Source organism: Rhizobium sp. CFBP 8762 (genome assembly GCF_014841565.1).
GTDB lineage: Bacteria > Pseudomonadota > Alphaproteobacteria > Rhizobiales > Rhizobiaceae > CFBP-8762.
This window is the reverse complement of sequence record NZ_JACYUD010000001.1, coordinates 726197-747391: the sequence shown is the minus strand read 5'-3', so window position 1 is coordinate 747391 and position 21195 is coordinate 726197. Positions and strand designations below refer to the sequence as shown.

The following is a 21195-nucleotide window of genomic DNA, read 5'->3' as shown; positions in this document are numbered from 1 at the left end:
TCCTACTGGCTGGCCCAGACGATGCGGGCGATCCATTCCACATCCTTCATGTCGAAAGCGCGGTTGGGATGCTCGGGATTGAGGGATAGCAGTTCGATGGAGCGCGAATTGTGCCGCTGCAAGATCTTCGCCATGACCTCGCCCTCCTTCGTCTTGACGACGACGCGGTCTCCACGTCGAATCTGCGCACCGGGCTCAACGATCAGCACGTCCCCGTTGCGGTAGAGCGGCATCATGCTTTCGCCCTGGATTTCCAGAGCGTAGACACCGGCCTTCTGCTGGGGGGAGGCGGGAAAATCCACCACATCCCATCCTTGGCCAGCGGGAAAGCCGCCATCGTCGAAAAACCCGCCAGCCCCGGCCTGCGCAAATCCCAACAGGGGAATCGGCCCGCTTTGCGGTGGAAAGGCACCCTCGGGAAGGCCGCTATTGCTCGTTGACGGGTTGGAGCGCTTGTGCTCCGGCTGCATCAGATCGGTAAACTCGTCAAGCGACGCCCCGGTGGCAGCCAGAACCTTGGCGATGGATTCGGTCGAAGGCCAGCGCGTGCGTCCGTCGGCAGACTTTCGCTTGGATTTGTTGAACGATGTGGGGTCCAGTCCAGCGCGGCGTGCAAGGCCGGAGGGCGAAAGTTGATAGCTTTCGGCAAGTGCGTCCAAGGCACTCCAAATACGCTCATGTGATAACATCGTGTCTATCCTGCAAGCATGGAGGCGTCGACCATCCTCCCGTCCAGCGGGTACTCTAGCCAAAACAGGGATTCAAGTAAAGTCAGCGGAGGAAAATAGTCCTCCGCTTTTCCGGCTTTATGCCACCTCTTTGACCCCAGGATAGGGGTTGTACCGCGCGTAGAATGTGTCGTTGCTGTCGGCCATCGTGCTCAGGAGAGCGGTGGGGCGGAAGTGCTCCCCATGACGCTCTGCCAGCCGGTTGCACAGCGCCACAAAGGCAGGCACCCCCATGCCATCGATGTAGCTGATGGCGCCGCCGGTAAAGGGCGCGAAGCCGAAGCCTAGAATAGAGCCGACGTCGGCCTCGCGCGGATCGGTCACAATGCCTTCTTCCATCGTGCGCGCCGCCTCCAGCGCTATGGTCACGAGGAAACGCTGCTGCAGTTCCTCGACATCGATCTCGTCAGGGTTCTGCTGCGGATATAGGGATTTCAGCTCGGGCCACAGGTGCTTTTTCGCCGGTTTGGCAGGGTAGTCGTAAAAGCCTTTTGCCCCTTTTCGCCCCGTACGGCCATGGGTTTCCACCATGGTTTCGATCAGGGTCATATGGGCGGGATCGACGGCCTTTTCGCCGAGATCGGCAATGGCGGCTTTCAGAATCTTGTGCGACAGGTCAAGCGCCACTTCATCATTCAGAGCCAGCGGCCCCACCGGCATACCGGCCATGCGTGCGGCGTTTTCGATCATCGCAGGCGGTACGCCCTCGATCAGCATGTCATAGGCTTGGCTCATGTAGCGCAGAACGCAACGGTTGACGAAAAAGCCGCGTGTGTCGTTGACCACAATGGGCGTTTTGCGGATAGCGGCAACGAAATCCAGTGCGCAAGCCAGCGCAGCATCTCCCGTTTTGTCACCCAGAATGACTTCCGTCAGCATCATTTTCTCAACCGGCGAGAAGAAGTGCAGGCCGATAAAATTAGCAGGTCGCGTTGCCGCGTCCGCCAGGCTGGTGATAGGCAGCGTCGAAGTGTTGGAGGCAAGCACAGCCCCCGGTGAAAGAACAGCCTCAACCTTCTCGATAACAGCGCGCTTGATGGCGCGGTCTTCAAACACCGCCTCGATAACAAGTTCCGCACCGGCAAGGTCTTCATAGGCTGCCGAAGGCGTGATGCGGGACAGCAGCGCCTGTGCATCCTCCGGCGTCGCCTTGCCTTTTTGCAGCGCAGTTTTCAGCAGCGCTTCCACCTGCGCTTTACCGTTGTTGGCGGCGTCCAGATCGCGGTCGATCAGAACGACGGGAATCCCCGCAAACGCTGTGACATAGGCGATGGATGCGCCCATGAAGCCCGCGCCGACAATGCCGACTTTGGTAAATTTCGTTTTCGCCACACCCGTTGGCCGACGTGCGCCCTTGCCCAGTTCCTGCATGGAAATGAACAGCGAGCGGATCATGGAGAACGCTTCTGTGCTCTGCAAAATTTGCGTGAAATAGCGCTGCTCGATTTTCAGGCCGGTATCGAAGGGAACCTGCAAGCCCTCATAAACGCATTTGAGGATTGCCACCGCGCCGGGATAATTGCCATAGGTTTCCCGCCGCAAAATGCCGGATGCCGCGGGCCAGAGCTGCGCGCCAGCAGGGGTCCAGACCGCACCACCAGGCAGTTTGAAGCCCTTCTCATCCCATGGCTGAACCGGTTTCAAGCCGTTGCGGATCATGGTTTTGGCCGTTTCGATCAGCGCGTCTGGCTCGCACACGTCGTGGATCAGGCCCATGGCTTTTGCGCGTGATGGGGTAAGGGACTGTCCCGTCGTCATCATCTGCAAGGCGTCTTGCGCGTTGGTCAGGCGCGGTACGCGCTGCGTGCCACCGGCCCCTGGGAAAATGCCGACTTTGACCTCCGGCAGCGCCAGTTTCACCGCTTTGGCATTCGACGCAACGCGTCCGTGGCAGGCCAGAGACAGCTCGAACGCGCCGCCCATGCAGGTGCCATTGATTGCTGATACCCACGGCTTTCCGCAGGTTTCCAGCTTGCGGAAAAGCTGGCTCATACGGCCCGAAACCTCAAATAGCTTTTGTACCGCCGCTTCCGGGTCTTTGGCCTTTTCTTCCGCCTGGCTGGTAAACATTGCCTTGATCATGGCGAGGTCAGCACCGCCGGAAAAGGTTGCCTTGCCGGAGGTGAACACAACCCCCTTGATTGCGGTATCGCCCGCCACCTGATCGATCAACGCATCGAGTTCGCGCAGCACATCGGCTGTAAACACGTTCATCGATTTATCGGGCATGTCCCAAGTGACAAGCGCAATGCCCTCAGCATCCGTCTCGATCTGGAAGTTCGTGGTGGTCATGATCGTCTCCTCACACCCGCTCAATAATAGTAGCCGTGCCCATGCCCGCGCCAATGCACAGCGTCACGAGTGCGGTTTGCAGGCCGCGTCGTTCCAGTTCATCCAGTGCGGTGCCGAGGATCATGGCGCCGGTCGCGCCGAGCGGATGGCCCATGGCGATAGCGCCCCCGTTCACGTTGATCGTATCGGGTGAAAGGTCGAAGGCCTGCATGTAGCGCAGCACCACGGCGGCAAAGGCTTCGTTGAGTTCAAAGAGGTCGATGTCGTCAAGGCTCATGCCGGCGCGCGCCAGCAGCTTGTTCGTTACGTCGATCGGGCCGGTCAGCATCAGCGCCGGGTCGGAGCCGATATTGGCGAAGGCCCGAATGCGCGCGCGGGGTTTCAGCCCCATCGTCTCGCCGCCAGCTTTCGAGCCGATCAGCACCGCCGCTGCGCCATCGACAATGCCGGAGGAATTGCCCGCATGGTGAACGTGGTTGACGGCCTCCACATCGGGATGGGCCTGTATGGCAACGGCATCAAATCCGCCCATTTCACCGGCCATGACAAAGGCTGGATTGAGCGCGGCCAGTGCCTGCATGTCCGTGCCAGGGCGCATGTGCTCGTCATGCGCCAGAATAACCAGACCGTTCTGGTCGCGCACCGGAACCACGGAACCGTTAAAGTAGCCCGCATTCCACGCCGCCGCTGCGCGGCTTTGACTTTCCACCGCGTAGGCGTCCACATCGTCGCGCGAGAAGCCGTATTTGGTCGCAATCAGATCGGCGGACACGCCCTGCGGCATGAAGTAGGCGGGAAGACTGACCGAAGGGTCCATGAACCACGCGCCACCAGACATGCCGATGCCCACGCGCGACATGCTTTCCACGCCCCCGGCAATAACAATATCATCCGCCCCTTGTGCGACCTTGGCCGCCGCAAGGTTGACCGAATCCAGCCCGGACGCGCAGAAGCGGTTGATCTGCATACCCGGCGCACGCGCCGCATAACCCGCCTCGAAGGCTGCTGCCTTGGGAATAACGCCGCCCGCTTCCATTACCGGATCGACACAGCCGAAAATGATGTCATCCACCGTCTGCGTGTCCAGTCCGTTGCGGTCGCGCACGGCTTCCAGCATCCGCGCTGCCAGCCGCACGGATGGCACCTCATGCAGCGCACCATCCTTTTTACCGCGCCCGCGTGGCGTGCGCACATGGTCGTAAATAAAAGCGTCGGACATGCGTGTCTCCTAAAAATATCGAGGTTCGGTAGCTCTACCTTAACGTCCACGTGCCGCGAATATCATCGTCTGCAGAGACCATTTTACCCTCACGTCGAAGTGCGGTTGCAGCCCATCTCATGTCGTATTGCCAAGTATAGAACAGGTCACCGCTTGCCTCTAATTCGGCTTTATGGTGTTGCACATATGTGCTTCGCGACGAACAATAAGGAGCCAGTTCCTCCATTCGACAACAAGGCTTCATGCACCCAATCAACCATCTGACTACGCATTGTAACTCCTGAAATCTAAAAAGCCTCAGCGGCAAGCGCCATGGTGCTGTCTGCTCCGGCCTCAATCCGCGCCCGGCGCAATGCCGTTTCCGGCAGCAGACGCTCCATGAAGAAAGTGGCGGTTTTCAGCTTGTTGGCAAGCATGACGCTGTCGTCGGTATCGGTTTTTTCAACGGCGACCTTGGCAATTTTCGCCCACATATAGCCGATCATTACCAGCCCGAAGAGATGCATGTAGTCGGTGGAGCCTGCCCCGGCATTGTCTGGTTTTGCCATGGCATTGCCCATGAACCACATGGTGGACGCCTGCAAATCTCCCAAAGCCTTTTTCAGGGCTTTGGTATAGGGCGTCAGGGCCTCGTGGTTGCGGTTTTCCTCGCAGAAATCACCAATTTCCTTAAACACCGCCATCACGGCACGGCCGCCATTGGCACCCAGTTTGCGCCCGACAAGATCCAGCGCCTGAATGCCATTGGCCCCCTCATAGATCATGGCAATGCGTGCATCGCGCACATATTGGCTCATGCCATATTCCTCGATATAGCCATGCCCGCCAAACACCTGTTGCGCCATCACGGCGTGATCAAAACCCTTGTCCGTCATCACGCCTTTCAGAATCGGCGTCATCAAGCCCAACAGATCGGCTGCCGTCTGTGCCTGGGCTGCATCTTCGCTGCGATGCGCGATATCGGATTGCAGTGCGGTCCAAAGTGTAAACGCACGACCCCCTTCGTTGAAGGCCCGAATGGTCATCAGCACGCGGCGCACATCCGGGTGCACGATGATAGGATCGGCCTTTTTGTCCGGCTCCTTGGCACCCGACAGGGCGCGCCCTTGCAACCGGTCCTGCGCATAGCTGGCCGCATTCTGATAGGCAATTTCAGACACTGCCAGCCCTTGCAGGCCAACACCCAGCCGCGCCTCGTTCATCATCACGAACATGGCTTTCAGGCCCTGATGTTCGCCTCCGATCAGGGTGCCGACAGCCTCGTCATAGTTCAAAACGCAAGTTGCATTGCCGTGAATGCCCATTTTCTCTTCAATGGAACCGCAGGTCACACCATTGGCTTCACCCAGTGTCCCGTCCGCATGGATCAACCGCTTTGGCACAATGAAGAGCGAGATACCCTTGGTGCCCTCCGGGGCACCATCAATACGCGCCAGCACCAGATGAATGATGTTGTCGGCCATGTTATGCTCACCGGCGGAGATGAAAATCTTCTGGCCGGAAATGCGGTAGGACCCATCCGGCTGCGGTGTAGCACGGGTGCGTAACAGGCCAAGATCGGTGCCGCAATGGGGCTCCGTCAGGTTCATGGTTCCTGTCCAGAGTCCCTGCACCATATTGGGCAGGTACTGCGCTTTCTGCGCCTCGCTGCCATGCTCCAGAATAGCGGCAATCGCGCCCTGTGTCAGGCCGGGATACATAGTCAGTGCCATGTTGGCGGAGGAGAAATACTCTCCCACTGCCGTGTGCAGGGTATAGGGTAGGCCTTGCCCGCCAAATTCTTCCGGCACAGGAAGGCCAATCCAGCCGCCCTGGCAGTAGAGGTCAAACGCCTGCTTGAACCCCGTGGGTACGCTGACCGCGCCGCTGTCGCTGCGGGTGCATCCCTCACGGTCCCCGCTGAGGTTCAGAGGAAAAAGCGCATCCTCGGCAAGCTTTGCGGCTTCGACGGCAATGGCTTCCAGCATATCCGGCGTCGCATCGGCAAAGCCGGGCAGGTTGCCATAGCGGCTGATATCCAGCACATCGTTCAATAGAAAAAGCGTATCGCTGACAGGTGCCTTGTAGACCGGCATTCACATGCTCCTCACCGTAACTCAACCTCAAATCGAGTCTACAAAAAATTGACGTGCGCGTAAACGTCAAAATGCAGGGGATTTTGGCGATCGCTAAAAATAACCGAAAACCATGGCAGTTTAAGGAAGAGGTTAACGGCTTATTTACCACGTTTGCCGAAAAGTGGCGGTGAAACGTGGGATTCGCTTTTCCTGTCATCGGTTCGGCTGCGGGTGGTCAGTCTGGCGGAAGATAGCGCAGGTAAGTGCGATCCACGATACCTTTAGACGGGGCTTCAGTACGATGAACGGATCGAGATCATATATGCGCCACGACGAACGGCCCTCGCTCGATGCTTTGAATCGCACCATCGAGGGGCTGGAAGCCCGCATTGAAGGCCTGATGGCCAATGTTTCCAAAGACCCGCGCCAGCCCCGCGAGCGCGAGGCATTTCTACGCTCGCAGCGCGTTGCCGATCTGATCGAGCGCCAGCGCGTAACGGAGGCCCCCGCCGTACCACCGCGAGCGGCTGCTCCAAACCGACCCGTTCCACACGTAGCACCGGCCCCGCAGGCAGCAGCATTCCCGCAGGCAGCAGCATTCCCGCAGGCAGCACCCGTACGCGCGCTGGAAACACCGGATTTCGCCAGAAAGGACATTGCCCGTGCGCTGGTTGGCCTTCGTCAGGAACTGAAAGTGGATATGGCGGAAAGCCTGACCCGCGAAATGAGCGGCCTTCGTGCCGAAATTCGCAACATCAAGCCGGAAACCGCCAACCCCGCCTTTGCACAGGACATGCGCGACGATGTGCAGCGCCTGTCGGACCGGATCAACGATCTTGGCCGCCACGTCAGCCCCGCGCAGGCGGATGCGCTGCAAGCCGAATTCAACGCTCTTCGCTCCATGATCGACGGTCTGGCGCGCGAAGATTCCGTGCGCCGCATGGAGGACCGGTGGACGGGCGTGGAGCAGCGCCTGAACATTTTTGACGCCAACCGGGATGATGAATTGCTGGCGCTGGCGCACCGGCTGGATGAGATCAAGACGCAGATATCGTCAATCGGTACGGCATCGCCCTCGCTGCGCGGCATGGAAGACCGGCTGCTTGCGGTTGCCAAGGCTGTCGAAGCGCTGGGCCGTCAGATGCGCCAGGATGACGGCGCGTTCGGCGAGGAATTTTCCACGCTCAATACGCGGCTGGATGAAATCAGCCGTGCCGTGGCCGTCAACGGTCGCCCTGCCATGGATGCCGCTTTTGCGAGCCGTCTGGAAGATCGTATCGCCAATCTTTCGTCGCAGATGGACCGGCTGGCTGAGCCCAACCACGATATGACCGCACGTCTGGAAACCCTTATTGCCCGGATGGACGACCTCGCCGGCGCTGACGCTGCGTACCGTCTGGAGGAACGTCTTGAGCAGTTGTCGCTGATGATGCTGCGTGCGCAGGAGGTTTCGCAGCCGGATCTCACCGGCTATCTCATTGACATTTCGCAGCGTATCGATGGTTTAAGCGATGGCAGTGTCAATGATGCGCTCTTGTCGCGACTGGATGATCTGGCGCGCCGGATCGATCAGCTTGGTGACTTGCGGCAGGATGACACCCCGTTTCACCGCATAGAAGACCGGCTGGCGAGCATTGCCGCCAAGCTGGATGAGACGCAGGCCAAGCCGTTCGATCCCGCTCAGCCTTTGCCCGGACTGGAATCGCTGGAAGCGCAGATCACGCATCTGTCGGACCTGATCAGCGACACTCATGCCCGTGAGCCGGTGCTGTCACCGGAGGTGGAAACCCGCCTTGGCGCTATGGAACAATATCTGACCACCACGGACGAATATATTGTTGAGGCTGCCCGCCATGCCGCCGATGCCGTTCTGGAAGCTTACACCCGCAACAGCGCCGGGGGCGCATCTGCCGGGGACATGTCCGTCATTGCCGGGCTGGCCGAGGACTTGCGCACGCTCGAACGGCTCAGCCGGTCCAGTGATGAGCGCAGCACCCGCACATTCGAAGCGCTTCACAACACGCTGGTCCACATTGCTGAAAAGCTGGAGCGGTTGGATAGTCGCCCGGTCCAAGCATTGGCCATGACGCCGGACATGGCGGAAGCTGGCGAGGTGGATGCACGAGACAGCAGGGCCTCCGGTCTGGCCGGGCGGATCGGGAACGGGCGTCAGGAGCCGCGTGTTCACGTCGACCCGGTGCCGCAACTGGACGCCAGCGCGGAGATGATCGCGCCCGACGATATGAACCAGTTGCTGGAGCCGGGTTCCGGAGCGCCGGACGTGAAGAAAATTCTGGAGCGTCTGCGGGCCGATGAGCGGGCCTATGCCGGAACACAACGCCCCGTAGATGAAGGGCAAAAAGCCGATTTCATCGCAGCCGCCCGCCGCGCGGCGCAAGCTGCAGCCATTGAGAGCGATCAGGCCGAACGTGAGCTGAATGGCACGTCCGGATCGGTGCTCAAGCGCCACCGTCGCCCGATTGTCATGGCCATCGGCGCGGTTCTGCTTGCCATTGCATCTTATCCGCTGGCTATGACCTACTTTGCGTCAACAGGCGGCAATCAGACGGCAACCGTTGCAAAACCTGTGGCATCCCCGGCCAAGCCTGCTACGCCAACAGTGGCAAAGCCTGCACCGCAGGCTTCTGCACCTCTGTTCGTTCCCGCAGCGCCGCCTGCCGGTGAGGCGGCCAGCTTCAAGGCAAACGATCCGGCTACGACAGCCTTAATCAAGCCCGCAGTGGCTATCGATGTGCCAGCCGGGCTGACACCGGAGTCGCTTGCAAGCGCGGCGAAATCCGCCGATCCTTTGGCCTTGTTTGAAATAGGCACCCGCTACAGCGATGGCCGCGGCTTGCCCGTCGACATGAAGGAAGCGGCCCGATGGTACGGCCTGTCTGCCGATCAGGGGTTCGCTCCGGCACAGTATCGTCTCGCAAGCCTGTATGAAAAAGGCTCCGGCGTGGGTCGTGATGTCGTCAAGGCCAAGCAGCTTTACGGGCAGGCAGCAGAAAAGGGCAATGCCAGCGCCATGCACAATCTTGCGGTGCTGCTTGCCAGCGGCACCGATGGCACGCCCGATTACAAGGCTGCGGCCACGTGGTTTGAGAAGGCGGCGGAGCTTGGGGTGCGTGACAGCCAGTTCAACCTCGGCATTCTCTATGCACGCGGCAACGGCGTGGCTCTGGACCTGCAGAAATCCTACACATGGTTTGCGATTGCTGCCCGTCAGGGTGATACGGACGCCGCTGCGAAGCGCGATGACGTCGCCGCAGCGCTGAAGCCCGAGCAAATGGCCGCTGCCCGCGCGCAAGTGGAAGCATGGCAGGCCAAGCCCATGGATACAGCCTCCAACACGGCAGACCTGCCGGACGAGTGGGTGGGCGAGGCCACCAAGACCGCCTCTGTCGATATGACCAAGGCCGTGCGCAACATTCAGGCGATTCTTAACAACAACGGCTTTGACGCCGGTGAGCCTGATGGTCGTCTGGGTCTGCAAACCACCAAGGCCATAAAGGCCTTCCAGACCTCCATCGGCCAAACGCCCACCGGTGAAATCACCGATGAACTGGTGCGTGAACTGTTGAAGCGCAACAAGCAGCCGGGGTGAACGCGTTCAACCGGGCTGAATGATTTGAAGAGACGGCGGTCTCTTCACACTTTCCTCACCCCTGAGGTATAGAACATTCTCTCGACGGTTGACTCGCGGCGACCCCACGGGCATGACGAAGCAGTGGCCGGGGCAACAGGCTTTTCAGAGCAATCTGGTGCTGCCGTTCACGTATTTCCGTACTGCTTGGCTCCTGTGGCCTGTTGTTCGTTATCCGCGTAGCACGCGGCGTTTTGGCATATTGAGGTCCGGCCGTGACGGTGTACCTGCCCATTGCAGAATTGTCGGTGAACATCTTCGTCATCCTTGGTATGGGGGCGGCGGTGGGGTTTCTCTCCGGCATGTTCGGCGTCGGCGGCGGGTTTTTGATCACGCCGCTGTTGATCTTCTATAACATTCCTCCGGTCGTGGCCGTTGCCACCGGTGCCAATCAGGTGGTTGCGTCCTCCATTTCCGGTGCCATCAGTCACTTCCGGCGCGGGACGATCGATATCAAGCTGGGCTCGGTGCTGATGGGCGGGGGCCTTGTCGGCGCGACAATCGGCGTCTGGATTTTCGCGTGGCTGCGGCGTCTTGGACAGCTCGATCTGACGATTTCGCTGATGTACGTGCTGTTGCTGGGCATTGTCGGGACACTCATGTTGCTGGAAAGCATCCGCGCGCTACGACGCGCCGCCCGTAACGAAACGGTGACGCTACGCCGCCCCGGACAGCACAACTGGGTGCACCGGCTGCCCTGGAAAGTAAAGTTCAAGAAGTCGCGGATTTACCTCAGCGTCATTCCCGTCTTCGCGCTTGGCTTCGGCATCGGTATTCTCACCTCCATCATGGGTGTGGGTGGCGGGTTCATTATGGTGCCGGCGATGATTTATCTGCTGCGAATCCCCACCAGCGTCGTCGTCGGCACCTCGCTGTTTCAGATCATCTTCGTGTCTGCCTACACCACCATCGTACAGGCAACGGCCAATTACAGCGTCGATATCGTGCTGGCCTTCCTGCTGATGATTGCCGGGGTGATCGGCGCACAATACGGTGTGCGGGTCGGGCAGAAGTTGCGCGGCGAACAATTGCGCGCGCTGCTGGCGTTGCTGGTTCTAGCGGTAGGCTTACGCCTCGCCATTGCGCTTGTGGTGACACCCAGCAATGTTTACTCGGTGGTATCGGAAGGGATTGGCTTCTGATGCGCGCTCTTCTCTCCGCTTTGATACTGGTTATACTTGCTGCGGTCCCGGTTCTGGCGCAGCAGGGTGGCGCACCGGCGGCCTCGCCCAACTTCACGGAAAATCTGGATATTGGGATTTCAACCGACGAGATCGCGATAACCTCCGATTTCACCGGTGCCGACCTCACGATTTTCGGCGCCATCGATGGCGTGGATCAGGACATTTTGGCTGAGGGCAAATACAACATCGTCGTGGCGCTGGAAGGGCCGAAGGAAAATGCCACGGTGCGCAAGAAGGAACGTGTGTTTGGCATCTGGATCAACACGCAATCCATGACATTCGAGCTGGTGCCGGAATCCTACTCCCTGTCCAGCACCCGTGACGTGGAAACCATCGCGCCCACTGCCGAAATGAACACGATGGGCATCGGCATCAATCACCTGCGGCTGACACCCACCGGCTATATTGGCGATGGCAGCAATCTCACCGAATTTCGCGATGCGTTTCGACAGTTGAAGCAAGCCAGCGGCATTTACCAGCGCGACCCCGGCGGTGTGCAGTTCATCAGTTCCAGCCTGTTCAAGGCGACTGTGCGCCTGCCCGCCAATGTACCGAACGGCGTGCATATCGTGCGGGCCTACCTGTTTCGCGAGGGCCATTTCGTCAAGGCAAAGGCTTTACCGCTGCGGGTGGTAAAGACGGGGCTGGAGCAGGCGATTACCCGTGCGGCGTATGAAATGCCGTTTGTCTATGGCATTTTTGCTGTATTTCTGGCAGTCGTCACCGGTTGGCTCGCCAGCGTCATCTTCCGCCGTCGTGACTGAGGACAAGAAACATGAAACCAATCTTCGTTCAGCTTCAATGCGCTCCGGGCAAGACCTATGACGTGGCCGATGCCATCTACAAGACGGAGCTTGTGTCCGAGATGTATTCCACCAGCGGTGAATATGATCTGCTGCTGAAAGTCTATGTGCGCGATGAGCAGGAAATTGGCAAATTTATCAATGATAACATCGCCGCCATTCCCGGCATTGTACGTTCGCTGACAACGCTGACGTTCAACGCGTTTTGAACGAGCCTTTCGTCTAGAAGACGAAGCAGGGCGCCGTACTTTCCTCCCTCATTCCTGTGCTTGTCACAGGAATCCACCTACACGGGGACAAGTGCCGTGTGGAGACTATGGATTCCTGTGGACCAAGCACAGGAATGACGAGTGGTTGATATGGGTTCTTAGCCTCACGCCGTCAAATTGCCGAATCGCACCGAGTAAACGCGATCTCGTCCCAGCAGATGCGCCACCAGCCGCTCGTGGTCAAACAGGCCCTGCATGGCGCGGTGTTTCAAGTCCAGTCCGCCGGTCGTCACGCCAAAGGCGGGCATCACAAGGCGTTGCCCATCGGTTGCAAAGCAGGCGCGGCGGATGGATTTCTCCCGTCTCCGCACGGTCGCGGACGGGTGAAGGTGACCCGAAACCTCACCCAAAACCTCGCCAAGGCGGGCGCCAAGCGTCGGTTCATGGCGAAACAGCAGGCCGCCGAAATGCAACGTATCCAGCGATGTGCCGGGCAGGCCAAAGGCCCCGTCCGGGTCGTGGTTGCCGTTGATCCATACCCATTCCCGGCCCTTCGCCAGCGCCTGTATCATGGCGCGAAAAACCTCCGGCATGAGTTCGGCCCCGCGCCGGTCGTGGAAATTATCGCCAAGGCTGATCACGGTCCTGGGGTTGTGGCGGGCAATCACATGTTCCAGAATACGCAGCGTTGCCAAGGTATCGTAAGGCGGAAGCATCATGCCACGGCGGGCAAAGGCGGAGCCTTTTTCCAGGTGCAGGTCAGAGACAACAAGCGTTTCATGCGCAGGCATATACAGTGCGCCAAAAGGATCGCACACCACGCTTACACCATGCACCACGGTGCGGGCGGCATGGGTATCAGATGCTGGTATGGCCGAAGCGGCCAAGGCAAGTCGATTCATGATGCTATTAACCAGAAATGCTTTCGTTGTTGTCGCATGTCCGGACGTAAAACCGCTCATGCACTTTTACTGGACATGCTTTCGTTGAACAGGTCGTCCGCCGCTTCCGCCAACAGCACATCCTGCGCCTCGCCCGCAACCCGCTCCCGCCCGATTTCCATCATGACAGGCACTGCCAGAGGAGAAACGCGCGTCAACGGTTTGTGGGAAATATGTCCCTTGATTCGCGCCAGCATATCGCCAAGTCGGCGAATATCCAAAAGCCCCGTTGCCGCATCGTTGCGCGTGGCTTCCAGCAGAATGTGGTCCGGCTCATGCAGCCGCAGTACATCATAGATCAGATCGGCTGAAACCGTGACCTGTCGTCCGTTCTTTTCCTTGCCGGGATGGCGCAGGTCAATCAGCCCGGCAATGACAGCGCAATTGCGGAACGTGCGTTTCAAAAGATACGATTCGTCCAGCCACGCTTCCAGATCGTCGCCAAGCATGTCCTCGTCGAACAATTCCGACAATGACGGGTTCTCGGTCAAAAACGCCTCGCCCAGATCCTCCAGCGTCCAGATGGCGAGGGAATAATCGGTTGCCACAAAACCAAGGGGTTTCAGGCCCGCACGCTCCATGCGCCGCGTCAGCAACATGCCCAACGTCTGGTGCGCCAACCGCCCTTCAAAGGCATAGGCCACCATGAAAAAGCGGCTGCCATGCGGAAAGGTCTCGATCAGCAACTCGTCTTTGCTCGGCAACACAGAGACATCGCCCTGGATGGACAGCCATTCACGCACCTGATCGGGAAGAGCAGGCCAGTTTTCCGGGTCCGCCAGCATGGTGCGCACCTGATCGGCCAGATAGGTCGACAGCGGAAACTTGCCACCCGCGTAAGAGGGAATTTTCGGATCCAGATTATAGGCCTGCGTCACCAGACATTCATTCTCCCGAATGCCCTCAAACCGCAACACCTTGCCGGAAAACAGGAACGTGTCGCCAGAAGATAACCCTTCCAGAAACCACTCTTCCACCTTGCCCAGCGTCATGCCCCCGCGGCCCAGCGTACCTTTTGCGCCGCGCTTCACCATGCGCACATTCAGCGCCGGTGCCTCCACAATGGTGCCGACATTCAGCCGGTATTGCTGGGCAAGATAGGGATTGGAGACACGCCAGCGCCCGTCTTCCATTTTGCGAATGCGGGCATAGCGGTCATAGGTGCGCAGCGCATAGCCGCCAGTTGCCACAAAATCGATGATCCGCTCGAATGTTTCCCATGGCAGTTCTGCGTAAGGCGAGGCACTGGTGATTTCGTCATACAGCAACAGCGGATCGAACGGCGCGGCGCAGGCCATGCCCATCACGTGCTGGGCCAGCACATCCAGCGCGCCCGCGCCCACGGGCGGCGTATCCTGCGCGCCAACGTAGTTGGCATCCAGTGCCGCCTGACATTCCATCACCTCAAACCGGTTGGCAGGCACAAGAATGGCGCGGCTCGGTTCATCCATCCGGTGGTTGGAGCGGCCGATGCGCTGCGCCAGACGGCTTGCGCCCTTGGGTGCGCCCACATGCACCACCATGTCCACATCGCCCCAGTCGATGCCGAGATCGAGCGTGGAGGTAGCAACAACGGCACGCAGCTTGTTCTCGCTCATCGCAGCTTCCACGCGGCGGCGCTGCGTTGCATCCAGCGATCCGTGGTGGAGCGCTATCGGCAGATTATCATCATTGATGGTCCAGAGTTCCTGAAACAGCCGCTCCGCCTGATTGCGGGTGTTGACGAACAGCAGCGTCGTGCGATTGGCTTGGATGGCCTTGTAAACATCCGGCATGGCATAGGTGGCGCTATGGCCCGCCCATGGCACCCGTTCCTCGGTACGCAAAATGGTAATTTCGGGCTTGGCGCCACCGTCCACAGTGATCAGCCCTGCGTGGCGTGTTTGACCTTGCGTCTGTCCCACCAGCCAGCGCTGCAATTCCTCAGGCTCGGCAACGGTGGCTGAAAGACCGATGGTCTGCATGTCTGGACTAAGCGTGCGCAAACGTGCCAGCCCCAGGGAAAGCAGGTGGCCGCGTTTTGAGGTAACGAGCGAATGCAATTCGTCCAGCACGACGAATTTCAGGTCTTTGAAGAAACGCTCCGCCTGTCCATCGGAAATCAGCAAAGCCACCTGCTCCGGCGTGGTGAGCAGAATATCCGGCGGGTTGGTTTTCTGGCGCGCGCGTTTGGAGGCTGATGTATCGCCGGTGCGATTTTCCACCTTCACGGGCAAGCCCATTTCGCTAACGGGCTTCATCAGATTGCGCTCGATATCGACGGCTAGCGCTTTCAGCGGCGAGATATAGAGCGTGTGAATGCCTTGAAAGGCGCTGCCCGGTTTGCGCGTGTCGCCGCGCCGCGTCAGGTCGGTCAGCGATGGCAGAAAGCCAGCCAGCGTTTTACCGGCACCCGTGGGGGCAATCAGCAACATGCTTTCGCCGTCTTTTGCCCGTTCCAGCAGCGCCAATTGATGCGCGCGCGGCTGCCAGCCCTTGGCAGCAAACCAGGCGGGGAAGGGGGCGGGCAGATGGCTGATCGTCTGATGCTGTGTCACGCCCACAACATAGGCACTTGGCCGCTGAATGTAAGCGGCCAAGCGGCTGTCAGACAAATTTTACCGCTGCGCAATTGCGGGGCGAACATCGCTGAACCGGCGTGCCGCATTGCGGTCACGCGCAGCATTGGCGACTTCCTTCGTCACCACACGCCGCCCCACCGGCCACAGCGAAATGCCTGCCAGCTTGAACGCCTGCAAACCGAAGGGAATGCCGATGATGGTCAGGCAGGTCAGCACCCCCGCGATGAGATAGCCAAGGCACAGCGACCAGCCAAAGGTAAACAGCCAGATAATATTGGCAATAAATCCAATGGGCCCCGTAATGGCGGTGATCGGTGTCAGGCCTTTGCCATCCAGTTCACGCACATGCACCACATCCTTGCCGAAGGGGAAGGCGGACATCTTCGCCATTTCAAACGCGGCACGGCTGATCGGCAGGCCGATGATGCTGATCGCAAACAACACAGCCCCAATCAGCCACCACAACCCCAGCAATGCGCCACCAAAAACGAACCAGATTGTATTTCCGATGAAACGCATGGGTGCTCCTATCTGCGAACTGGGCAGGATGTGGGGTCGATGGGCGGCAATCAATAGATATCGAAGGGGAAATATTTGGCGACGATGGTCTTATAGGTGCCGTTTTTCACAATCGCCTCAATAGCCGTATTGAAACGCTCTTTCAGGACATTGTCACCCTTGCGAAGGCCGATCCCGACATCTGTGTCCGTGCCAGCGACGTCCCCCAGCAGTTTGCAGCAATCCTTGCCGGTCGTGTTCAGCCAGTCGGTGATCACGAACTTGTCGGACATCAGCGCATCGATACGCCCGTTCTCAAGGTCGGCAGCCGCTTCTTCCTGTGTGGGGTAGAGTTTGACCTCCACGCCCGCCTTGCCATAAATATCCTCGGCCGTATTGGCTTGAATGGTGGCAGCCTGCGCGCCAATCGTTTTTCCCTCAAGCTCTGCAACGGCGGTGCCCGTCGGTCCGCCTTCCTTCAGAACGGCAATGGCGAGCGGGGTCTTGTAATAGCGATTGGTAAAGTCGATCTTCTGTTTGCGCTCTTCTGTAATGCTCATGGAGGCAATAATCGCATCGAACTTGCCTGCTGTCAGCGCGGGTATCATGCCGTCCCAGTCCTGTGCAACGATGGCGCAATTGGCCTTCATTTCCGCGCACAGCGCCTTGGCAATATCCACGTCCAGCCCTTGCAGGGTGCCATCGGCAGCCATGAAATTGAACGGCGGGTAGGCTCCTTCGGTGGCAATGCGAATGGTCTTGCCGTCCTGCGCAAACACTGCCGATGCCGACAGCAAAGCCGCAAGTGTCACGCTTAACAACGTCCTCATGGTTTTCTCCCCAATTCTTACAGCGCGATATACCTGTCCGAACGATGATTAATCGCAAGAAAGAGATTTAGCACAAGCGCACCTACAACGGAACAGGCGACCACCAGTGGGCTAAGCAAGGCAAAGGATACGGCCAGAACCGACAGGTCAAACGCCAGTTGCACCAGTCCAGCGCGCCAACCGAACCGGTCCTGAAGGTAGATCGCCAGAATGCCGATACCGCCCAGACTGGCGCGGTGGCGATAGAGCGCCAGCAAGCCGAAGCCAATCATCAGCCCCCCGATCACAGCACTCCACAGCGGATTAACGGTGCCGATATCGATTGCCAGCGGCTGGATCTCGGTCAAAACGGACGTCAAAGCGATGGCGAGGAAGGTTTTGATGGAGAACGGCCAGCCCAGCCGCCGGAACGACAGCCAATAGAAAGGCAGATTCACCACAAAGAACATCAGGCCGAAGCTCCAGCCCGTGGCGTAATGCAGCAGAAAGGCGACGCCGGCCGTGCCGCCGGTCAACAGCCCCGCACTGGATAGAATAGCGATGCCCAGTGCCGACACGATGCAGCCGGCCAGAATGCCTTGCGTGTTTTCCAGTGGGGTGTGCCGCGTGGGAGTGGAGTTCCAGAGGCCGAAACGCTGTGTCTTGTCACCCGTCTTATCCCTCATGGGGCACCCCTGTGCTGCGTGTCAGTACGAGTGAGCCGGGAACCGGCAGCCCGGCATCCATACGGATTTCCGTGCGTAAAATGGTCAAGATTTCAAATCCATGGCGGTCACACTGGCTCTTGATATAGGCCGCAGTGTGCGCATAGCGCAGCGATTGCGCAAGGTGGAAACCCTCCTCACCATTCTTGCCTACGGGGGCATCCTCAACGGAAAAGGCAAAAAGAGCACCGGGGGCTGCCAGTGCAGCGGCAATCTCGAAAATGCTGGTGAGATCGCCGATATAGATCATGACGTCGGCAGCCACGATCAAATCGGCGCGGTGGTGAGGCAGGGTATCAAAGACACCGCTGCCTTCCACGGTCAGCGACAGGTCTGCCTTGCAAAGGTGGTCGTAAATACCCTTGGTGCCCGCTTTCGCCAACATATTGGCGGAGAGATCGAACCCTTCCAGCCATGCAGTGCGGGCCCGCAGCCGTTCACCCATCAGCCCCGTGCCGCAACCGAGATCGGTGACATAGGCAAATGGGTTTGAGGGCAGCATTTGGTTGAGTTTGTCTGGCAGGTCGTAGTTCAGTTGCACGACCAGCGAATGCTCAAAACGGTCGGCATAATCGTCAAATAGGCGCTCTACAAACACGCTGGGCGGGTGGTTCGGGGCGGACCCGTGAGAGATGACTGCACGCTTCAACCCGGCTCCGAAAAGATCGGTCGGGTCCAGCGCCAGCACTGTATCCAGTGCGGCGATGGCTGCCTCCGGGCAGCCTGATTTTTCCTCATACTGCGACAGCCGGAACCAGCCTGCCGCCCAGGCGGGCGCACGCTCCAGCGCCTGGCGCAAGAGATCGGCTGCGCCATTCCAGTCGCCTGCCTCAAACAGCAGACGGGCATAGTCGGCGCGGCGGTCGGCGATGTAATCGCCGGAGGAAAGCTGATGGGGAATCATCCGCTTTTTTCCGCGCAGCGCTGGCAAAACACAAGCGATTTTTGTTGGCTTTTGAGGACAAAAGAGTTGGCGCTTGCAGCAGACGCGTGTCGCGCTTATCTCTGGCTCAAACAGGAGAATCGCGCATGGCCGAAGGCACAAACAGATTTCTGGGGGATTCGCCCCTGCGTGTGCTGCTCAAGCTGGTGGTTGTATCGGTGATCGTGGGCTACGCCATGTCGTTCTTTGGCTGGTATCCCTATGATATTTTCCGCACCGTTCAGCGCTTCCTGCTGAACCTTTGGTATAATGGGTTCGACGCGCTGGGGCGTGTTGGGGATTATCTGCTGTTGGGCGGTGTCATCGTTATTCCGGCCTTTATTATCATCCGTCTGCTAAGCTACCGACGTTAGAGCGCTCTCCAATCTGATAAATCAGATCAGCGCTCTAAGTATTTTCATTTAAAGCATAATCTTGTCGATCCTCGTTTCACTCCGGTCGGATTATGCTCAAGGACGTCTCCCATGAATCGTCGTCGTTTTCTATGTCAAACCGGTGCGCTCGGCACCCTGATGCTTCTCGCCGGGTGCAACACGGTTGCACCGCCGGCAGCGCCCGGGACGGGCAGTGACAAAACTGCTGAAACGCTGCCGTTGATCAACGCTCTGCGTGCCAAGCGCGGTCTGCCACCTCTCGTGGCCGATGCTGCGGCGGGCAAAGCCGCGCAAGATCAGGCGGCGCTGATGGCCCGTGTGGGACGGATGGAACACAATATTGGCCTTGGCGCAAATTTTCATGACCGTATGAAGGCGCACGATGTGGCGCTGCCTGCGGGCGAAAATATTGCGGCAGGACAGGCGACGACCGAGCGCGCATTTCTGGCCTGGGTCAACTCGCCCAAGCATCTCGTCAACATGCTCGGCAAATCCTACCGAGGCCTTGGCGTAGCCATGGTCACCAACCCTGCATCTGACAACAAGCCCTATTGGGCGATGGTTTTGAGTGCGTAGTACCTAGAGCATTTCCGGTGAACACGGGTTCACCGGAAATGCTCCAGTTCCTTTATTTGTCGCATTGTCCAGACGTGAAAACCACTCCGTTTTCACTGGAAATGCTCTAGCCGCGCTTATAGTGTTCGCGTAGCCCATTCCTCAGTGTTGCACCCGCGTATCTCACTGAGGGCGTTCAGTTTCTCCCGGTTGCAAATCGTTGAGAGCCCGCGCACGATGTCGGCTGCCAAACCCGGACCGCCATACACCATGCCGGAATATAGCTGAACCAGATGTGCGCCCGCGCGGATTTTTTCCGCTGCGGTATCTGCCGAGTGCACCCCGCCAACGCCGATCAGCGGCAGGTCCGGCCCCAGCCGCTGGCGCATCTTTGCCAGCACGATGGTTGATTTTTCAAACAACGGTTTGCCGGACATGCCACCCGTCTCACTCGCCTGCCGGTGGTCCGTCAGCCCCACACGAGACAGGGTGGTGTTGGACACAATCAACCCGTCCAATCTGTGGGCGAGCACTTCGGCGGCGATATCGTCTAGGCCGTCTTCGGTCAGATCAGGTGCGATTTTTAAAAACACAGGAACCATGCGCCCGCTTGATGCAACCTCTTCATCGCGTGCGGCCAGCACCGCTGACAATAGTGACGAAAGGCTCTCGCGTGCTTGCAGATCGCGCAGACCCGGCGTGTTTGGCGAGGAGATATTGGCCGTGAAATACCGGGCAACGCCATAGAAATTGCGAATGCCTGCGACATAGTCGGCAATGCGATCCTCGCTGTCTTTGTTGGCACCGATATTGACGCCGATCAGCGCCGCGGGATCGCAGGCTTTCAGCCGTGCCAATGCCGCCCAATGGCCTTCATTGTTGAAGCCAAGCCGGTTGATGACAGCTTCATCCTGTATCAGCCGAAAGACGCGCGGCTTCGGGTTTCCATCCTGCGGCTTTGGCGTCACGGTGCCGATTTCAGTAAAGCCGAAGCCGAGGCGCAAGACCGCCTCCGGCACCTCGGCATTCTTGTCATATCCGGCTGCAAGCCCCAGCGGGTTTGGAAATGTGAGGCCAGCGACCGTTTGCGCCAGCCGTTCATCCGGCTCATATTTCTTTGGGCGCACCATTCCGGTTTTCAGCGCCCGAAGGGACGCGCCATGCGCCTTTTCGGGGTCCAGCAGATAGAGACTGCGCAACGCTGCGGAAACGACTTTGCTCATGCGTTCAACTCCGGAAACTGGTGCGTCCCATCGGCATTCAGGGATAGCGGCTTTTCCCAGAGAACGGCGTCGACGCTCAAGGGTTCGTAGAGATGCGGAAACAGGGCAGCGCCACGCGATGGCTCATACACCAGCGCTTCACCCAGACGGCTTTCATCAATGGCAACCAGCACGAGATTGCTTTCGCCCCGGAAATGCTTTGCGGCCGTTTCGCGCACCTGCGCGGCGGTGGAAAAATGAATGTATCCATCAGCAAGGTCCACGGCCGAGCCTTTAAACAGGCCGGTCCGACGAGCTTCAGCCCACTGATCGGCGGTCACAATTTTGTAGATGACAGTCTGCATTGGCATCCCCCTGGCGACTTTGGTTTTCTGTTCCATAGCATGGCTATGCGCCCCGCCAAGCCTCTCTTGCAACAGGTGGTA

At 59.0% G+C, this 21195-nt stretch carries 18 protein-coding genes; 6 read left to right on the top strand and 12 right to left on the bottom strand.

The window, feature by feature from the left end; translation table 11 throughout:
* Positions 1-2: 2 nt before the first annotated feature.
* From IFT84_RS03500 to IFT84_RS03485, 4 genes are all read right to left on the bottom strand, one after another.
* Positions 3-689 (bottom strand): S24 family peptidase, encoded by a 687-nt coding sequence (locus IFT84_RS03500; protein ID WP_192117224.1) that lies wholly within the window; start codon positions 687-689, stop codon positions 3-5.
* Positions 690-806: 117 nt separating this feature from the next.
* On the bottom strand, positions 807-3020 hold the full coding sequence (locus IFT84_RS03495) for a 3-hydroxyacyl-CoA dehydrogenase NAD-binding domain-containing protein (protein ID WP_192117223.1): 2214 nt from the start codon (positions 3018-3020) through the stop codon (positions 807-809).
* A gap of 10 nt (positions 3021-3030) precedes the next feature.
* Positions 3031-4239 (bottom strand): acetyl-CoA C-acetyltransferase, encoded by a 1209-nt coding sequence (locus IFT84_RS03490; RefSeq protein ID WP_192117222.1) that lies wholly within the window; start codon positions 4237-4239, stop codon positions 3031-3033.
* Positions 4240-4526: 287 nt separating this feature from the next.
* Positions 4527-6314, bottom strand: coding sequence for an acyl-CoA dehydrogenase (locus IFT84_RS03485; RefSeq protein WP_192117221.1), 1788 nt, complete (start codon positions 6312-6314; stop codon positions 4527-4529).
* Between the two features lie 283 nt (positions 6315-6597).
* Here IFT84_RS03485 and IFT84_RS03480 point away from each other — a divergent pair, with 283 nt between their 5' ends.
* The 4 genes from IFT84_RS03480 (at position 6598) to IFT84_RS03465 (ending at position 12141) form a co-directional block, all read left to right on the top strand.
* Entirely contained in the window at positions 6598-9906 is a 3309-nt protein-coding gene (locus tag IFT84_RS03480) for an SEL1-like repeat protein (RefSeq protein ID WP_192117220.1), read from the top strand.
* A 254-nt stretch (positions 9907-10160) separates the two neighbouring features.
* Positions 10161-11087, top strand: a complete 927-nt coding sequence (locus IFT84_RS03475; RefSeq protein WP_192117219.1) for a TSUP family transporter — start codon at positions 10161-10163, stop codon at positions 11085-11087.
* Positions 11087-11893: a TIGR02186 family protein gene (locus tag IFT84_RS03470; protein ID WP_192117218.1), complete on the top strand. Its 807-nt coding sequence runs from the start codon at positions 11087-11089 to the stop codon at positions 11891-11893. The genes IFT84_RS03475 and IFT84_RS03470 overlap by 1 nt, the downstream gene beginning before the upstream one ends.
* 11 nt (positions 11894-11904) lie before the next feature.
* The gene (locus tag IFT84_RS03465; protein WP_192117217.1) at positions 11905-12141 is read left to right on the top strand and encodes an Lrp/AsnC ligand binding domain-containing protein; all 237 of its coding nucleotides are present in this window, start codon (positions 11905-11907) and stop codon (positions 12139-12141) included.
* A gap of 164 nt (positions 12142-12305) precedes the next feature.
* On the opposite strand, the gene pdeM is transcribed toward IFT84_RS03465, so the two are convergent.
* From pdeM to IFT84_RS03435, 6 genes are read right to left on the bottom strand one after another with little or no spacing between them, the layout of a single operon-like run.
* Positions 12306-13043 carry a ligase-associated DNA damage response endonuclease PdeM gene (gene pdeM / locus IFT84_RS03460; RefSeq protein ID WP_192117216.1) on the bottom strand — a complete coding sequence of 246 codons (738 nt, stop codon included), beginning with the start codon at positions 13041-13043 and terminating at the stop codon, positions 12306-12308.
* 56 nt (positions 13044-13099) lie between these two features.
* Complete coding sequence (locus tag IFT84_RS03455) at positions 13100-15625, bottom strand: ligase-associated DNA damage response DEXH box helicase (RefSeq protein ID WP_192117583.1); 2526 nt, start codon at positions 15623-15625, stop codon at positions 13100-13102.
* A gap of 54 nt (positions 15626-15679) precedes the next feature.
* Positions 15680-16162 (bottom strand): YccF family protein, encoded by a 483-nt coding sequence (locus IFT84_RS03450; RefSeq protein WP_192117215.1) that lies wholly within the window; start codon positions 16160-16162, stop codon positions 15680-15682.
* Positions 16163-16212: 50 nt separating this feature from the next.
* Positions 16213-16971 (bottom strand): ABC transporter substrate-binding protein, encoded by a 759-nt coding sequence (locus tag IFT84_RS03445; RefSeq protein ID WP_192117214.1) that lies wholly within the window; start codon positions 16969-16971, stop codon positions 16213-16215.
* 17 nt (positions 16972-16988) lie between these two features.
* On the bottom strand, positions 16989-17636 hold the full coding sequence (locus IFT84_RS03440; RefSeq protein ID WP_192117213.1) for a YitT family protein: 648 nt from the start codon (positions 17634-17636) through the stop codon (positions 16989-16991).
* Positions 17626-18579: a methyltransferase domain-containing protein gene (locus IFT84_RS03435; protein ID WP_192117212.1), complete on the bottom strand. Its 954-nt coding sequence runs from the start codon at positions 18577-18579 to the stop codon at positions 17626-17628. The genes IFT84_RS03440 and IFT84_RS03435 overlap by 11 nt, the downstream gene beginning before the upstream one ends.
* Before the next feature lie 125 nt (positions 18580-18704).
* Between IFT84_RS03435 and IFT84_RS03430 the strand changes: the two genes are divergently transcribed.
* Entirely contained in the window at positions 18705-18971 is a 267-nt protein-coding gene (locus tag IFT84_RS03430; RefSeq protein ID WP_192117211.1) for a DUF6460 domain-containing protein, read from the top strand.
* A gap of 111 nt (positions 18972-19082) precedes the next feature.
* On the top strand, positions 19083-19568 hold the full coding sequence (locus IFT84_RS03425) for a CAP domain-containing protein (protein ID WP_192117210.1): 486 nt from the start codon (positions 19083-19085) through the stop codon (positions 19566-19568).
* A 116-nt stretch (positions 19569-19684) separates the two neighbouring features.
* On the opposite strand, the gene IFT84_RS03420 is transcribed toward IFT84_RS03425, so the two are convergent.
* Together IFT84_RS03420 and IFT84_RS03415 are read right to left on the bottom strand one after the other, a co-directional pair.
* Positions 19685-20770, bottom strand: a complete 1086-nt coding sequence (locus IFT84_RS03420) for a quinone-dependent dihydroorotate dehydrogenase (RefSeq protein ID WP_192117209.1) — start codon at positions 20768-20770, stop codon at positions 19685-19687.
* A complete protein-coding gene (locus IFT84_RS03415; RefSeq protein WP_192117208.1) occupies positions 20767-21114 on the bottom strand; it encodes a DUF952 domain-containing protein in 348 nt (115 codons plus the stop codon). The genes IFT84_RS03420 and IFT84_RS03415 overlap by 4 nt, the downstream gene beginning before the upstream one ends.
* Positions 21115-21195 lie beyond the last annotated feature (81 nt).

Coding starts and splice junctions, on each gene's coding strand:
- IFT84_RS03480 (WP_192117220.1), top strand. CDS start 6,598: ATGAACGGATCGAGATCATATATGCGCCACGACGAACGGCCCTCGCTC.
- IFT84_RS03430 (WP_192117211.1), top strand. CDS start 18,705: ATGGCCGAAGGCACAAACAGATTTCTGGGGGATTCGCCCCTGCGTGTG.
- IFT84_RS03420 (WP_192117209.1), bottom strand. CDS start 20,770: ATGAGCAAAGTCGTTTCCGCAGCGTTGCGCAGTCTCTATCTGCTGGAC.
- IFT84_RS03485 (WP_192117221.1), bottom strand. CDS start 6,314: ATGCCGGTCTACAAGGCACCTGTCAGCGATACGCTTTTTCTATTGAAC.
- IFT84_RS03465 (WP_192117217.1), top strand. CDS start 11,905: ATGAAACCAATCTTCGTTCAGCTTCAATGCGCTCCGGGCAAGACCTAT.
- IFT84_RS03425 (WP_192117210.1), top strand. CDS start 19,083: ATGAATCGTCGTCGTTTTCTATGTCAAACCGGTGCGCTCGGCACCCTG.
- IFT84_RS03440 (WP_192117213.1), bottom strand. CDS start 17,636: ATGAGGGATAAGACGGGTGACAAGACACAGCGTTTCGGCCTCTGGAAC.
- IFT84_RS03445 (WP_192117214.1), bottom strand. CDS start 16,971: ATGAGGACGTTGTTAAGCGTGACACTTGCGGCTTTGCTGTCGGCATCG.
- IFT84_RS03495 (WP_192117223.1), bottom strand. CDS start 3,020: ATGACCACCACGAACTTCCAGATCGAGACGGATGCTGAGGGCATTGCG.
- IFT84_RS03415 (WP_192117208.1), bottom strand. CDS start 21,114: ATGCAGACTGTCATCTACAAAATTGTGACCGCCGATCAGTGGGCTGAA.
- IFT84_RS03500 (WP_192117224.1), bottom strand. CDS start 689: ATGTTATCACATGAGCGTATTTGGAGTGCCTTGGACGCACTTGCCGAA.
- IFT84_RS03435 (WP_192117212.1), bottom strand. CDS start 18,579: ATGATTCCCCATCAGCTTTCCTCCGGCGATTACATCGCCGACCGCCGC.
- IFT84_RS03450 (WP_192117215.1), bottom strand. CDS start 16,162: ATGCGTTTCATCGGAAATACAATCTGGTTCGTTTTTGGTGGCGCATTG.
- IFT84_RS03470 (WP_192117218.1), top strand. CDS start 11,087: ATGCGCGCTCTTCTCTCCGCTTTGATACTGGTTATACTTGCTGCGGTC.
- pdeM (WP_192117216.1), bottom strand. CDS start 13,043: ATGAATCGACTTGCCTTGGCCGCTTCGGCCATACCAGCATCTGATACC.
- IFT84_RS03490 (WP_192117222.1), bottom strand. CDS start 4,239: ATGTCCGACGCTTTTATTTACGACCATGTGCGCACGCCACGCGGGCGC.